The sequence below is a fragment of the Mycobacterium scrofulaceum genome (assembly GCF_002086735.1).
GTDB classification, from domain to species: Bacteria; Actinomycetota; Actinomycetes; order Mycobacteriales; family Mycobacteriaceae; genus Mycobacterium; species Mycobacterium scrofulaceum.
This window is the reverse complement of record NZ_MVIJ01000081.1, coordinates 1-14520: the sequence shown is the minus strand read 5'-3', so window position 1 is coordinate 14520 and position 14520 is coordinate 1. Positions and strand designations below refer to the sequence as shown.

General features: G+C 64.6%; 13 protein-coding genes and 1 pseudogene. All 14 read left to right on the top strand.

Features of this window, described 5'->3' with window-relative positions; all coding sequences use genetic code 11:
- Positions 1-78 precede the first annotated feature (78 nt).
- On the top strand, positions 79-4707 hold the full coding sequence (locus tag BST44_RS27530) for a helicase-like domain-containing protein (protein WP_240489643.1): 4629 nt from the start codon (positions 79-81) through the stop codon (positions 4705-4707).
- Positions 4708-4877: 170 nt separating this feature from the next.
- Positions 4878-5234 carry a hypothetical protein gene (locus tag BST44_RS29890; protein ID WP_132160395.1) on the top strand — a complete coding sequence of 119 codons (357 nt, stop codon included), beginning with the start codon at positions 4878-4880 and terminating at the stop codon, positions 5232-5234.
- A 57-nt stretch (positions 5235-5291) separates the two neighbouring features.
- Positions 5292-6299: a DUF4226 domain-containing protein gene (locus BST44_RS27520; RefSeq protein WP_007172130.1), complete on the top strand. Its 1008-nt coding sequence runs from the start codon at positions 5292-5294 to the stop codon at positions 6297-6299.
- Between the two features lie 273 nt (positions 6300-6572).
- Positions 6573-6788 carry a hypothetical protein gene (locus BST44_RS27515; protein ID WP_007172131.1) on the top strand — a complete coding sequence of 72 codons (216 nt, stop codon included), beginning with the start codon at positions 6573-6575 and terminating at the stop codon, positions 6786-6788.
- A 566-nt stretch (positions 6789-7354) separates the two neighbouring features.
- A complete protein-coding gene (locus BST44_RS27510) occupies positions 7355-8980 on the top strand; it encodes a DUF4226 domain-containing protein (RefSeq protein ID WP_047324037.1) in 1626 nt (541 codons plus the stop codon).
- A gap of 34 nt (positions 8981-9014) precedes the next feature.
- Positions 9015-9332 carry a type VII secretion target gene (locus BST44_RS27505; protein WP_007172134.1) on the top strand — a complete coding sequence of 106 codons (318 nt, stop codon included), beginning with the start codon at positions 9015-9017 and terminating at the stop codon, positions 9330-9332.
- Positions 9333-9336: 4 nt separating this feature from the next.
- Positions 9337-9636, top strand: a complete 300-nt coding sequence (locus tag BST44_RS27500) for a DUF2694 family protein (RefSeq protein WP_007172135.1) — start codon at positions 9337-9339, stop codon at positions 9634-9636.
- A 45-nt stretch (positions 9637-9681) separates the two neighbouring features.
- Entirely contained in the window at positions 9682-11427 is a 1746-nt protein-coding gene (locus tag BST44_RS27495; protein ID WP_007172136.1) for a PPE domain-containing protein, read from the top strand.
- Positions 11424-11564, top strand: coding sequence for a hypothetical protein (locus BST44_RS30215; protein ID WP_007172137.1), 141 nt, complete (start codon positions 11424-11426; stop codon positions 11562-11564). Before BST44_RS27495 ends, BST44_RS30215 begins: the two co-directional genes overlap by 4 nt.
- Positions 11561-11947, top strand: coding sequence for a YbaB/EbfC family nucleoid-associated protein (locus BST44_RS27490; protein ID WP_007172138.1), 387 nt, complete (start codon positions 11561-11563; stop codon positions 11945-11947). Before BST44_RS30215 ends, BST44_RS27490 begins: the two co-directional genes overlap by 4 nt.
- A 69-nt stretch (positions 11948-12016) precedes the next feature.
- On the top strand, positions 12017-12694 hold the full coding sequence (locus BST44_RS27485) for a hypothetical protein (RefSeq protein WP_101930854.1): 678 nt from the start codon (positions 12017-12019) through the stop codon (positions 12692-12694).
- Positions 12694-13026 carry a hypothetical protein gene (locus tag BST44_RS27480; protein WP_033717256.1) on the top strand — a complete coding sequence of 111 codons (333 nt, stop codon included), beginning with the start codon at positions 12694-12696 and terminating at the stop codon, positions 13024-13026. The genes BST44_RS27485 and BST44_RS27480 overlap by 1 nt, the downstream gene beginning before the upstream one ends.
- Positions 13027-13313: 287 nt before the next feature.
- Positions 13314-13601, top strand: a complete 288-nt coding sequence (locus BST44_RS27475) for a hypothetical protein (RefSeq protein WP_007172141.1) — start codon at positions 13314-13316, stop codon at positions 13599-13601.
- A gap of 18 nt (positions 13602-13619) precedes the next feature.
- Positions 13620-14520 (top strand): annotated as a pseudogene (locus tag BST44_RS27470) (hypothetical protein); the annotation flags it as partial.

The following is a 14520-nucleotide window of genomic DNA, read 5'->3' as shown; positions in this document are numbered from 1 at the left end:
GCCCACAACCCCGCCCGTCACTCCATCCATAACCACTTCATCGTCAAATCCCTCGCGCTGATTGCCCCCGGTGGATACGTGGCTGTGCTGACCAGCCGCTACACCCTGGATGCGGCGAAATCGGTCGCCCGGCGTGACATTTCGGCCAAAGCCGACCTCATCGGCGCGATCCGGCTCCCGTCGAAGGCGTTTACGCGGGTGGCCGGCACCGAGGTCGTCACCGACCTGCTCATCCTGCGCCGCCGCGATCCCCGAACCCCCTCCCCAGACGAACTGCCCGCCTGGATCAACACCGAAGCCATCGAACTCACCGACCCCGACACCGGCGCCGGCGAAACCCTGCACATCAACTCCCATTTCGTCGCCAACCCCCACAACGTGCTCGGCCAGATGCACCTGGGCCGCGGACTCAACGGCTCCCACCAACTCGTCGTGCGCGGCACCAGCGGCACCAGCGGCACCAGCGGCACCGAGCTCGCCGAGCAGCTGCACGACCGGCTACACCTGCTCATCGACTCGGCCATGAAGCACGGGCTCGGATTAACCGCCACGCCGGCTGAACTCACCGAGGTCTCCGCAGACGTCTTCGACCCCGGCCTGATCACCGCGGCCGACCGCGGTGAGGACACCCCGCTCTACACATTGCGCTACAGCGAGGCCAACCGCGGCATCGAATACTGGGCCGGACACCAATGGGAACCCCACAAAACCCCGAAAACGCTGCTAGCAGAAACCCGCGAACTCATCGGCCTGCGCGACGTCGCCGTCAGCCTCATCGCCTCCCAACGCGACGGCCAGCCCGCCGCCGAGCGCGACCAGCTCCGCGGACACCTCAACACCCTCTACGACAACTACGTGCGCCAGCATGGCCCCCTCAACCGGTTCACCTGGGTCTATCCCACCGTCACCCAAGAACGCCACGATCAGCGCTTGGCCGCCGCCGAAACCGCCTGGCGCACCGCCGAAGGCACCCCCGAGCGCCCCTACACCGGGCCCGTGCCCGACGACGTCGCCGCGCAATGGGACACCGAGGCCTCCGAAGCGCCCGCGCCCTACAAGAAGCGGCGTCACCTCGACGGCGGAATGCGCCACGACCCCGGATGGGCACTGGTCGCCTCATTGGAAATCTTCGACGAAGACACCGGCTCCGCCCAGAAATCGCCCATCTTTTCCACCGACCTGCTCACCCCGCCGCTGGAGCGCGCCACCGCCGACACCCCCGAAGAAGCGTTGGCGGTGTGCCTGGACCGCACCCAGCGCGTCGACGTCGACCTAATCGCCAACCTGCTAGAAGTCGAAGTCGACGACGCCCGTGACCTGATCGCTGGACTGGTCTATCCCAGCCTCGACGACCCCGACGAACTCGTCCCCGCCGTGAGTGCCCTGTCCGGCAACGTGCGCACCAAACTCGCCCGCGCGCTCGATGCGGCCGAAACCAACCCGATCTACAACGACTACGCCGCCGCCCTGCAACAGGTGCTGCCGCCCCAGCGTGAAGCCCAAGACATCAAAATGCGCCCCGGGGCACCGTGGATCCCGGCCCAAGTCGTCGCCGCCTTCGCCGAGAAAACATTCGACGCCACCGGTGTGGTCGCCGAACACATCGGCGGGCGCTGGGTCGTCGACGTTGCCTCCTACAAACGCCACGGCCGGCTGATGACCGACGAATGGGGAACCGACCGACGCGGCTGCGACGCGGTCAGCCTGCTCGAGGCCGCCTGCAACTCCAAAGCCGTCCTCGTCAACAACGACGACGGTGTCCTCGACCTGCAGGCCACCTTCGCCGCCCAAGCCAAAATGGCCAAAATCAGCGAGGAATTCACCCGCTGGCTGTGGTCTGACGAGACCCGCCGCGACACCCTGGTCGCCGAATACAACCGGCGCTTCAACTCGCGGCGCGCGCCTGCCTACGACGGCTCACACATGCGTTTTCCTGGCATGTCGGATCACTTCACGCCGCACTTCTACCAGCGCAACGCCGCCGCGCGCATCATCTCCGAGCCCGCCGTTCTCTTGGATCATGTTGTCGGAGCGGGCAAGACGGGAAGCATGGTCGCTGGAGCGCTGGAACTGCGGCGCCTGGGGTTGGTACGCCAACCCTGGCTCGTGGTACCCAATGCGATCACCGAACAAGTTGGCCGCGAAGCCCAACAGTGGTATCCGGCCGCCAAGATTCTGCTCGGCTCAGCGGCCACCACCGCTGATGGACGGCGCCGCTTCATCGCCCAAACCGCCTCAAGTGATTGGGATCTCGTTGTCATCCCGCAGTCGGCGTTCACCGCGATCAACGTCTCCACGGATATGCGCGTCGACTACATCGAAAACCAGCTCGATACATTGCGCGAACAACTCCAATCCGCCGAAGCCGACCGCAGCAAAAAGCGCATCGAACTCGCCATCAAAAGCGCCAAGGCGCGGCTAGAAAAACTTGTAGCCGCCAACACCAAAGACACTGGGTTGCGGTTTGAGGAATCCGGTTGTGACTATCTGATGATCGACGAGGCCGACACGTACAAGAACTTGGGCCGCACCTGCAACATTGAAGAATTATCGTGCCCCAACGCATCGCAACGTGCCGAGGACCTCGCCCTCAAACTCACCGTGTTGCGCCAGCGGCGCCGCGACGAGGCGCTGGCCAAAGGCATTCCCGCGCACCGGGTTGTCGAACGGGTCGCGACCTTCGCCACCGGCACACCGATCAGCAACTCATTAGGCGAGCTATGGGTCATGCAAACCTACTTGCGGCCAGACCTTTTAGAGCACGCCGGGGTCGCTGACCTGGGGGACTGGGGTGCGGCGTTTACCGCGACCACCACCACCATCGAGGTCAACACCACGGGCACTAAGCTGCGGCCCGTCACGCGAGTAGGGAAGTTCACCAACCTGCCCGCCCTGCTGGCGCTGTCCTCGGTCTACACCGACGTCGTCACCCGCGACCAAGTCCCCGTCGAGCTGCCGCCGCTTCGCACCGGGCAACGCCAAATCATCAGCTTGCACCCCGACATCGAAGTCGTCGACTTCATTACCGACTTGGGCTACCGCCTCGATCATCTCGACTCACGCAATCCCCGACGCGACAACCCACTCAAAATCAGCAACGACGGGCGCAACGTGTCGTTGGATCCACGGTTGGCCCACCTGCCCAAACCCCGACACAGCCGCGCCTGCGCAGTCGCCGACGCAGCCATGCGTGTCCATTACCGCCACGCGCATCGCGCCTATACCCATCCCGACACCGGCGCGCCGGCCGGCACCGGGGCACTGCAGATCATGTTCTGCGACCGCGGCACCCCATCCAAAGACCCCGCCCAGTTCACCATCTATCAGGCGATCAAAGACGAACTCGTGGCGCGCGGCATGCCCGCAGCCGCGATCCGCTTCGTCCACGAGGCAAAAAATCTTCAAGAGATCAAAACGCTGTTCGCCCAGTGCATTAGGGGAGACGTCTCAGTGCTGATCGGTAGCACCGAGAAAATCGGCGCCGGGGTCAACGTGCAAGCCCGAGCCGCCGCCCTGCATCACGTCGACGTGCCATGGCGCCCGCGCGACCTTGAACAACGCGAAGGCCGCATTCAGCGCCAAGGCAACCAAAACCTCGACGGCATCGACATCTTCATCTACGTCACCGAAGGCTCCTACGACACCGTCATGTGGCAAAAAGTCCAAGCCAAAACGCTGTTCATCGAACAGATGCGCCGCAACGAGGTCCTCGATATCGAGATCGACGACCTTTCCGGCGGTGACATCGGGACCGCCGCCGCAGAAACCAAGGCCATCGCCACCGGCGACCCGCGCTACATACACCAAGTTGAACTCGACGACACCGTCAAACGCCTCACCGCCCTGCAGCGCGCACACAGTCAATCGGTGCGCAACCGCGACTGGCAAGTCAGTGTGCTCGAGCGCGCGATTCCCAACAAACAACGCGCCATCGACGAGCTCACTCCATTCGCCAGGGCAGCCGCCGCGCATGCCTCCGCCGGCGGGCCACCACGGCTGACCGTCGCAGACACCACCTACACCGAGCGCGTCCCCGCCTCCCACGCACTGGCTGCGGCCTGCCGGCGCGCCTACACCGCCGGCAAAGACCGCGGCGCCAGCCGCTTCGAACCCATCGGCGCCACCATCTACGGCATCGACATCCTGGCCGCCCGCGACCTCACCCACGACCAACTGCTACTACGACTAGCCGTGCCGTCGCGCACCGCAGAAATCTCCGGCCTTGAACTGTTATCCACCGGCGCAGGTCCAGGCTCCGACGTCAACGGCCCCAAACAACTCGGACTGCTGCGCCGCGTGGAAAACCTCTACACCGGCCTACCCGAACACCACGCACGACTGCAGCACGAACGCGACCGCGACCAGGCCGCCCTCGACGACTTTGTAACCAACCCCCCAGCACCGTTCGAACACGCCGACGAACTGGCCACAAAAGACGCAGAACTTAAAGCCCTCACCCTCGAGCTGCGCATGGCCGCCCAAAGCCCCGAAGCCAAAGCCAAAGCCGCCGCGGCCGAACAACGCATGGCCGCCCGCGGCCGCAAACCCGGATGGAGCCTGCTCCTGAACCCCACACCGGCCCTGGTCGAAGAACTCGGCTACCCCAGCGCCGATGCCCTACGCAAAATTGTCCGCGCCCGAGAACGCCTCGCCCTCGAACAACACGACCACCAGCAAGGCCTCGCCGGTCCCGAGCACGACTTCTGAATATCCAAACCGGAAGTTAGACACTACATTCGAACGGTCCCTTGTGTGGCGCTGAAGTTCCCCGTGCCCTTTCATCGCGGCATATTCGAGCCGTCGCCACCGCATGCCGACACATGGCGAAACCTCGCAGCCTTTGTCGCGCGGCACAGCCCCGCGGTTTACTGTGCGGCATGCCCGAATCCGGACCTTCGGCTCAAGCCCAACAAGACATCCGCGCCGCGCAAGCCTTGCCCGACAATCTCGCCCGCCGCGAGCACGTCCATGCCGTCCAGCAACGCGCGCGGGCCCTCCTTCTGGATGCCACGAGCACGCCCGAACAAAAGTCCGCCGTCCGGCTCGATATCAGACAAGCGCGCGCACTCACTAGCGACCTGTGCACGCCGCGCACCCCAGCACCCCTGACCTGGATCGCAGCCCCAGCATTGAATAAAGCTGCGACGCCGCTCGTACGCCAGCACGTGCATGCCGGAGACCGAATGAACGAGCAGTTGGCCGATCCGGTCGCCGACGCCCCGCACACCACATGAGCACGAAGTCGGAGACGGCGATAGAAGCCGCACTGGATCTGGGTAATACTGGCCAGTATGTCGTCACTCGATGGACTGGTGGCCGAGACAGGTCGCGTGCTCAGTGATGCTCGCCGGCTTTTCGGCGCGGCGCCCCTCGAAGCGTCGTTGCCTTCGGCGCAGCAGTTGATGGCGGGCCGAGCAGCTGTAGCGCCAGTGGGGCAGGCCGCAGCTGCCAATTGGCAAGGCGAGGCAGCGACGACCTACGCTGCGACCAACGCCGATCAGGTCCATGCGTTAGACCGCACGGTAGCCGCCGATGGCCAAGTCAATCCGGCGCTGACCCATGCCGGACAGGCCGCCGCGGCGGGAGCACGAAGCATGGACAACCTGATCGCTCAGACCCGCGCGGGGGTTAGCGCACTGGCCCCCAGCACACGTAGCGCCGCAGGGCAGCAGCAACTCGCCAGCTTTTTGCAGGGTCAGCTCAACCAGGCGAAGGGATTGCTGCAAAACTTCCAGCAGCGCAACGCTGAAATAGCCGGCACCATCCAAAGCGCTGACTACGGGCGCCTTTCCGGTAGCCACGGCAAGGAGTCACCACCTGCTGCGCCGCTGGATTCGCGCACGTGGAAGCCGGGTGATAAGCGGCATATGCCCTATGACGCCGGCCCGGGTGGGATGGGCCCGCCCAACTTTCCTGATTCGCCGCCGTGGGTTGATATATGGGACCGGTCAGGAGCAGACGACCCCGACAAAGTTCCGCACTACTTTGTCAGATCCGATGAAATCCCCGGCTACAAGGTGTATCCGCCCGGAGCCCTAGGGCCACCAACGGTCGTCGACGAACGCGGCAATCCAGACCCATATGTCCAGTTGGGCCCAAACACAGGCGTGTGGGTACCGCAGTCGGCCTTTCCGGGAGCGAAAATCTATCCGCCTGGCTCTAACCCACTGCCACCCTACGGATACGACGAATGGTTACCAGGGTCCGGGATTTATATGTGGCACAGCGATTTAACCCCCGAACCGTACAACCCTTCCGGTCCTCTGGGGCCACCAACCTATCCGCAGGAAGGCCACTAACTACTAACTAGAAGCCACACCCGGGGGACGGCCTGCCAACAACGGGCGGCGTACAGCCCCCATGGCCCGTCGCGATGCAGATCTACCCCAAGGCCGGCGATCAACCTTCGCGCGTCAAAGTTCTGGCGGGAATTTTGACCGTGACCGTCGCCTAGGCCGATAAGTTGCCCTAGCGTTGGTGGAAAGTGCAGCGCTCGAAGGGATTTAACATTGGAACCAAAGGGGTGCAGCGCCCGGATCGCTGATAGAGGTGTCAGGTTGGCCTCGCGGGCGATGCCACTTGTCGAAGGCGACCAGTTCGCATCGCGTCGAATAAAGTGGATCGCCGACGAGCTGGCCAGCTTGCGCGACGGTATCCCCGCTAAGCTAGCCGACGATCCGGGCATCACGCACGCAGTCGTGCAAGACGTCGACATGAAGATTGCGGAAATCCAGGACGTACTTACTGCCAGCCGCAAGGCCGCTTCTTCGGCGCCACCGGTCAGATGATCGGCGCCCGCCCGGGTTGCAATAGCGCCCCGTGCGCCAGGCTGATTCGTCACCGTGACAATTTGACCCTGCTCTTGTCCAGGCTGGTCCTGCTAGAGGTGCGTCGGCTTTCGCGCGCGTATGTCGGTGTTGGCGGCTACTGCTTGTGCAGCCGGGGATTCCACTGCGGGGAAGGGGCGTGCGGCGAGAAGTATCGAGGAGGCGCAACCCGTGATGGGCCCGCTGCGAACCCGAAAGTCATTGCCGCCGATGGATATGCGCGCGGTGCTCGATGCTACCGATGTAGAGCACGCGATCGTTGCCGGTGGAGCTTGCAGCTAAGATCGCCGATTGGCTCGCCGGCTACGCTCACAGTCGCGAGGCTCCCCGGCTTAAGGCACTCCTGTGTGCCGTATCTCCGGACTGATTGACGCAGGTGTGCGAAGTTGCAGGACGCATCTGGTGCGGCGTGTCTTGAAAGAAAACAAAAGTCGACAAGCCGTGTGGACATGCTGGCGTAGCCGGTTTTTGGTGAATGTGGCGTTGTTGGTAGCGGCTAAAGCGACTCGGGACTTATCGTCCCGAACATGACGGGCTGGACCGATGTAGCGCTGTCCCAGGTGCTCGGCGGAGTATCCGAGGTATTGGGGTCACCCTTCCCTCAAAGCCCGGCGCCCGGCGGCCCGATGCCACTAGACCCGGCCCCAACGGCTCCGGTCACCTCACGCGATCAGCTCACCAAGCTCGACCGAGCCAAGCTCACTTACATGGGCATTAACCCGGATACGGCTCCGATGCCCGAAATCAACCAGGCGCTGGGCCGCGACCAACCCGCAGCGCCTCCGCCCCCGCCGCCCCCGCCGGAGTCGCCGGCGCCGACCTCCCCGGCGGGCACGCCACCGCCACCGGGACTGAGCGGGGCAGGGGCAGAAGCAGCCAAACGGCTCGACGAGGCACTGGCCAAAAATCATTCGGCGCTCAATGACGCTGACGACAAACTGGCCGACGCTCTGCTTAAAGCGTCGAGCTCTAGCGCTGATGGTCGTCAGCGGCTCCAAGCTTTGCAGCAAGACATCATCGACCAGGTCAACAAGCTGGGGTCATCGCTGGATACTGCGACCGGCCAACAGCAGCTGGCAGAGTTCTTGCAGGGAAAAACCGACGACATCCTCAACGTCCTGAAAAACGCTGGGCTGGACTCAGATTCACAAGCGCGGGTGTTGGATGGTCTCTCGGCGCGCTATCAGGCGTTGCAAGACAAGAAACCCGGCGATGACCCGCACACCAAGGGTTCGAGCGGCGACGGCACTGGCAGCGGCAACCCGGACTCAACCGGCACTACACCGGGTGGTGGTGCCGATTCTCCGGCCGGGACCGGTGACGGCACTGGCAGTGGCAATGACCCGCTACTGGACGGGCTGGCCTCAGATCCGTTGATGTCGCGGTTGGGCATGATGGGCGGGCCTGCGATGGGCGCTCTTGGCTCGCTGCCAGGTGCGCTCGGTTCAGCGATTCCCTCGCTCGGCGGAGGCGGTGGCGGCGGGCTGGGGGATTTGGGTTCGGCGATCGGTGGGGCGCTACGCGATGGCGGCCACGATCCGGACCAGGCCTCTGATGAGCACGTCGATTCGTTGAAAGACCCGTCCGGATCGCACACCGGTGACGACAAACCGCGAGATGGCACCCAGCCGGCCGGACTGCACGACCCAGGGGACAAAGCAGACAAAGGGGACAAGGCGGGGACAGAAAACGCTGGCAGCGGATCCACCCCGCCGCCGTCAGCGCCGGCAGCGCCAGGTCAGACGCCAACACCGTCGACTCAGGTCCAGCTGCCCGACCAATCGGTGCGAACCGCGGCCAATGGCGCACTCGCGCAGGCCGGACGCGCGGTGCTCTCCGGTGACAGCATCGACGACGCGTTTGCAGGGGCCAATCTTCAGTTGCCGCCGCTGGGTTCGCCGGTGAGTTCACCCATGGCACCCTCGCGGCTGCAATTCGGCGATGTGGGCCAATACACCGATCATCGGGTCATGGCTCTAGACAAAGACCATGTTTGGCTCAATGGCCAGGTCACGCCGATTGACCAGCTCGACACTGGCCCGAATTTCTTGGGGTGGACACGCGTGTCGGCCCCAACAGCGACAACGGTGACTTCGGCGGCCGTCGCCCCGGCACCGGCCGTGGCGCCCGCACCGGCGCCGCCGACCACTTAAGCGAACTTTTACTGCAACGTGAGGGAGTACCGTAATGACCGTGAATGAGCAGGCCTTGCAGGTCAACACCGATGACCTGATCCGATGGGCGATCGCCCACGAACGCGCCGCCGAGGCGTGCGGGCAGGCCCGTGCTGACCATGCCCGCACCGTGGCTGCGGCCGAATCGTGGGGACCGCTGTTTTACGAGGCGCGTCGTGCTGCAGTGGCCGCGGTCAACGACCGCGAGACCGCATTGCGCGACCAACAAGAGCGGCACGGGGCCATGGCGCAGCAGCTTCGCGCCGCCGCGGCGCGCATGGCGGAGATGAACGCTGACAACCGTGCCAATTTGACGATTTCCACGGATTAGCAACATGTCTGAAGCGCCGTCGACCGACTACGACACCGTGGTGTTCGAGGTCGCAAGCCGCGATGAGTCGATCGTGGTGGCGGTGGGCCGCAGCGGCAACTCGTTAGGCGTGGAGCTTCAGGCGGCGGCGATGCAGCTCAGCGACGCCGAACTGGCTAACCGCATCATCAAATTGAACACGCTGGCTCATTTACGCTCGCAGTTGGCGCTGCGTCAGGAGTGGGAGGCTCAACACGTGACCGTGTCCAGTGCGTTGCCCACCAAGGATCAGGTTGCCAGCTATGAGGCCCTGATCGATTTCTGAGAGAACTCGTCGCAACGTCAGCTAGAACACGGAGGGAGGACCGCAGTGCTGCAGGTCGATGTTGCCGGACTGCAGAGTGCGGTCGCGGGGCTGGTCGCCGCCGCTAACAGCCTTGCCAGGCTCGGCGCGCAGTCGCCGGTGCACCCTCCGCTGGCCACCGATGAGACATCAACGAGCGTGGCTGCCCGCCTCAGTGAGCACGCGGCGGTGATGGCATCGCGAGCTGCTGACGGGTCGACGGTCCTTGCGGCCGGCGCCAAGGCGATAACCCAGTCAGCAGTCGCGTATGGGCAGATGGACCAGGCCAATCAAGCGGTGGTGAGCTTGCAAGGTAACCCTGCACCCTCCACGCCGGGCTTCACCCCGGCGGTGACGGTGAATCTTGTTGCGCCTGATGTGCCGATCGCCCCGCCGGGACCCCGCCCAGCCGAAACGACGGCGGCGATCATGGAAGCCGGTCAGCCCGCTGCCGGGGATGCGTTTGTGGCCGACTGTGCGGCACTGTCAGAAGGATTTAGCGCTGCCGCGCGATCGGCCCGCCGCGGGGCGGCCACGGTCAGTGAACATCTCAAAGGGGAAGCAGGACCGCGTATTTCGGCGGCGTTGAATCGTTACGCGGACTGGGCGCAGGAGATGGCCCGCCATGCCGACACCGTTGGAAAGCTCGCCGGCAGCCACAAGAACAGATTTACACAAGCCAAGCAGGCGACTCCGACGACCACGGAGTTCGCTAACCGTCACCGCGAGCTCCACAACGCGATCGCACTCAACAGCTCTTATCCCAGTCCGGGATCGGCGGCCGCGGTGTCTAAGGCACACACGAATTTGACCCAGTTAACGAACCACACCCAGGTTGTGGCCGCTGGCTACCACACCGGCGAGACGATACCGGAGGCTCCGCCGGGGCCACCGCCAGCCCCAGCAATCGTGGAACCTGGTGCCGGACAAGGGGACACCCCGCCGTCTCCAACTCAGCAGGGAGCGGATCCAAAACCGACACGCGATCACCCGGGCACCACCCACGCCGGCGACGTCGACCCCGACACCGACCCCGCCGGCCTCGACGAGAGTCTCAATGCAGGCGATGGTGATCCCGCCGCTAACCCGCTAGCGCCTGCGGGAACGGGTGCGATGCCGGGAATGGCCTCATCTTTGCCGCCGATGTTGACCGGCCTGCTGGGCGCCGGGGTCGGGATGGCCACCCAGATACCGCAGAAATTAGGCCAAGAGCTGCAGGGATTGGCCCAGCAAGCCACCCAGAGCGTTGCAGGTTTGGCACAAGGAATGGCAGGCAAGAACGGGCTGGACGACGCGGCCAAAATTGAGCCAGCAGACTCCCTGGGCAGCGGTGCCGGCGGAGGCGGTGGTGACGACGGCGCTACCGCCCCGGCGGCCAGCGGCGGCGCAGATCTCAAGCCGGCGGCTTCAGCGATCTCCGGAATGAGTTCCCCCACCTCGCCCCCGTTGGCGGGGGCCAGCGCCACCCCGAGTCCCACCGCTGCCGCCGCTGAGAGCGGTATGGGCGGCTCCCCAATGTTCATGCCCCCGATGGGGGGCATGGGCGCTGGCGCCGGGGCGGCCAAGCGCAAGGTAAAGGACCCGGACAAGTCGATCGAGATGCCATCGCGCCCTAATTCCGAGCCGATCAAAGGCGAACGGGGAGACCCAATTCGGCACACGGCCACCGTTGACGCCGCTGCCTACCCCAAAGACGGGCCGAAGCGCACGGTGACCGTTCGGTCACGCAGCCGACGCGTCGACCGCGACCCGGGCAGCGGTGATGACCAGTGAGCGTGAATGGGTGCGTCGGCTATCAGTCCGATCAGAATCTGGTCGCTGAAGTGATGGCCCAGCTCGATTCGGTGTCGATGGCCCTGCCCGACCTGCAGGATGAAATTGCGTCCGACGACGATGGTGAGGCCCCGTGACGGTGTACGAGTATGACGGCTACCAGGCGGATAAGAATTTAACCGCCAGTGTCATAGCGCGCATGGAACGGGTGTCGACGATGCTTTCCAAGCTGCTCGAGGAGATGGATGGCATCGACCTGGAAGCCATCGGCGGCGATGGCGACGTCGTGTTGTCGGTGAACTCCCAAGGACAACTCACCTCGCTGTCGCTGGCGCAGGGCTGCACCACCCGCTACTCACACGGGGCTTTGGCCGAGCTGATCAACACCACGATCGACGAGGCAGTCAACGCCGCGGCCGAGGAAACAGCGAGCGTGGGAGGCGGCCAAGACCAGGAAGCGCTCGACGCTGCTGTGCAAGCGTTCATCAATCCCGAAAGTGAGATCTGGACTGCCACCTGAGCACCGGTTTCGTCTTGGATTCGCGTCCAACGGTAGCCCGATGTCGCCGCAGGACAGTACGCTGATTGCATGAATCCGCAGGCAGTTGGGCAGCCGAGCTACCCCGCTGCGACCGGCGGCCCGCCCACCTCCACGAGTACGGTCGGTGTGCCGACCGGTGCCGCGGTGTTGCCACCACCGCCCAGCTACGTGCCACCCCCACAAGCTCCTGCACCGCCACCGGTGTACCGCAGACGCGGGCCGGGCTGGCTGGCGGTATGGGTAATGCTGGCGCTCGCGCTGCTACTGGCGTTAAGCGCAACGGTGATGAGTGCGATGAAGTTGACCGCATCAAACCCGGCCGCGACAACCACCACGGTGATGGCGCCACCCCCACCGCCGGTGAGCTACAGCCCGGAGCAAGTGGCGGCGGCCAAGAAGGAAGCCTGCGACGCCAGCGATACGGCGGACAAATCGATAATTGCTGCTCAAAAGAACTTCTTCGACGCTGCGCGAGACCGGCAATCGCCTCAATACCATCCTGCACTGGGCAACTTCCAGCTTGTGGTGATACTGGAGACGCAGTACATCCAACAGCATCTTCCGCCGGCTACCCCGAAGAACGTGCTAGACGCGACCAATGAATATGTCACCGCAGTAATTCGGTTGGTCGACGCCAATACCCGCGAGCTGTCCGACCACGATGCCCAGCCGTTCGTGTTAGCGCTTAGAAGTGCGGGAGATCGACTCGACAAGGTGTGTGAGTGATGCGAACCGATGACATTCTGCAGGTCATTCCCGCTGCGGCGGAGTCGGCGAACATGCTGACCGGTTCGGCAACGGTCGAGTTTGCTACGACCGTGCCCGAGCACGCGGCCCATGGCGCGGCGGCCACGGCAGCCGGGGGGGCTCACGCGGCTTCAATGTGGGCGCCGAGCGTGGCAGCAAGCGCAGGTGTGAACCAGCAAGTCGCGGGAGCCGGTGCCGCGCTGGCGCCACGCGGTGGAAAGGTGGCTCAACGCAACGATCAATCGTTGACCGCAGACCTTCAGACCGACAACCAGAACGCTCAGGACCTGACACCGGTGGTGAGCATATGACCGCCACCCTGCACTCGCCCCAAGCGGGGACACCGCTCCCACCCGCTTTCCCGCCACGTCAGCTTCCGCCACCGGCGGGGCCCGGCCGCGGGGCGGTGGGGGGCACGGCGGCGGCGCTAGTCGTTGCGGTCGGAGCCGCCGTCCTTGCCGCAGTAGCGTGGATGACGCCATCCAAAGTTCCCGTCAGTACGGTGGTTGCGCCGTGGTCACCACCTGCCCCGAGTTCCGACCAGGTGGCAGCCGCACGCACAAAGGCATGCCAAGTGTGGGGGATTACCGCGACAGCAATGGACGCGGCCACGAACGCGGTGGCCCACGCTCCAGCCGACTGGAATGACCCTGGCACCCAAGAGGCCTTGGCCAACGAGGCGCGGGTAATCCTGGTGGAAAGCGCATACCTGCGCCGTGAACTGCCCGCCGATACACCGGCAACGATCCGCTCAGGGATCGACGACTACCTTGCGGCCAGCTCGGACATGGAAAACGCCACCACGCATCGCAAGGGCAGCTTGCGAAACGCCGCGATCGGTCGTGCAAACACCGCAGAAGACAAGGTAAACGCCGCTTGCCGGTAGTGTGAGGAAGAGGGAGCCGTGGCGGATGTGCCCGCAACCAGTATCGCTGGGAACATCATCATCACCCCGGATATGGTGCCGCCAGCAGCAGAGCCGTTGGAGACCCAAGCGGCGCACTACGCGGCGTTGGCGGAGAAAGTCGGTGAGCTGCAGCAGCAGCTCAAAGCCGCCAATGCGATGCGCGAAGAGGCCGCACAATCGCCCGGTTGGGAAGCTGGGCACGAAAAGAATCGCCAATTGGCCGCAGACTACGGCCGGATGGTCGAGATATACAACGCGGCGGCAGATTATTTCAACGGAGTCGCTGGCGTTTACCGCGACGCGCAAACCGCCCAACGGAACGTCTTGATGAAAGCCAATGCTGAACTGTCGCAGGCCAAGAACGCGATACAACAGCAGGAGATCGCGGCGCGCTGGCACACGCACGCCCGAGCCCTGACGACCAGCGCGGTAGGAGCCGCTACAGCCAAGGCCGGAGTTTTCGAGCACACTGCAGGCACCGATATCACGGCTCTTACCTCACGCCTAGGCGGTCCGGCACCTCAAGACCCCGTCTTGCCCCATAGCGGCGGAGGCGGAATAGCCGTACCCACAGGCAAAGAGGGCTCCGGACTAGGTGATGACAACGGCGACCCCGCGAACCCCAACGGCACTGGCAATCCGCAGGGAATAGGTAATGGGCACACGCCGCGCCACAGTGGTGCAGCGAAGGGCGAGGACGGCGAGCCGGCGACGACGGGACCAGGATCCACTCCTGCGGTGATGGGGAGCCCTTATCCGGGTGCCGGGCAGATGCCGATGCCGGGTGGTGGTGGCAGCGGGATTCAGTCTGTTGGTTTCCCGCCGGGGTTGACGTCGATGACGGGGGGACTTGGATCGATGCCCGGTGGGGGTGGCATGGGAGGCCTGGGCTCTGGTG

Excerpts from the sequence above, each read along its gene's own strand:
- BST44_RS29890 (WP_132160395.1), top strand. The coding sequence starts at position 4,878 with ATGCCCGAATCCGGACCTTCGGCTCAAGCCCAACAAGACATCCGCGCC.
- BST44_RS27520 (WP_007172130.1), top strand. The coding sequence starts at position 5,292 with ATGTCGTCACTCGATGGACTGGTGGCCGAGACAGGTCGCGTGCTCAGT.
- BST44_RS27515 (WP_007172131.1), top strand. The coding sequence starts at position 6,573 with ATGCCACTTGTCGAAGGCGACCAGTTCGCATCGCGTCGAATAAAGTGG.
- BST44_RS27510 (WP_047324037.1), top strand. The coding sequence starts at position 7,355 with ATGACGGGCTGGACCGATGTAGCGCTGTCCCAGGTGCTCGGCGGAGTA.
- BST44_RS27505 (WP_007172134.1), top strand. The coding sequence starts at position 9,015 with ATGACCGTGAATGAGCAGGCCTTGCAGGTCAACACCGATGACCTGATC.
- BST44_RS27500 (WP_007172135.1), top strand. The coding sequence starts at position 9,337 with ATGTCTGAAGCGCCGTCGACCGACTACGACACCGTGGTGTTCGAGGTC.
- BST44_RS27485 (WP_101930854.1), top strand. The coding sequence starts at position 12,017 with ATGAATCCGCAGGCAGTTGGGCAGCCGAGCTACCCCGCTGCGACCGGC.
- BST44_RS27480 (WP_033717256.1), top strand. The coding sequence starts at position 12,694 with ATGCGAACCGATGACATTCTGCAGGTCATTCCCGCTGCGGCGGAGTCG.
- BST44_RS27475 (WP_007172141.1), top strand. The coding sequence starts at position 13,314 with ATGGACGCGGCCACGAACGCGGTGGCCCACGCTCCAGCCGACTGGAAT.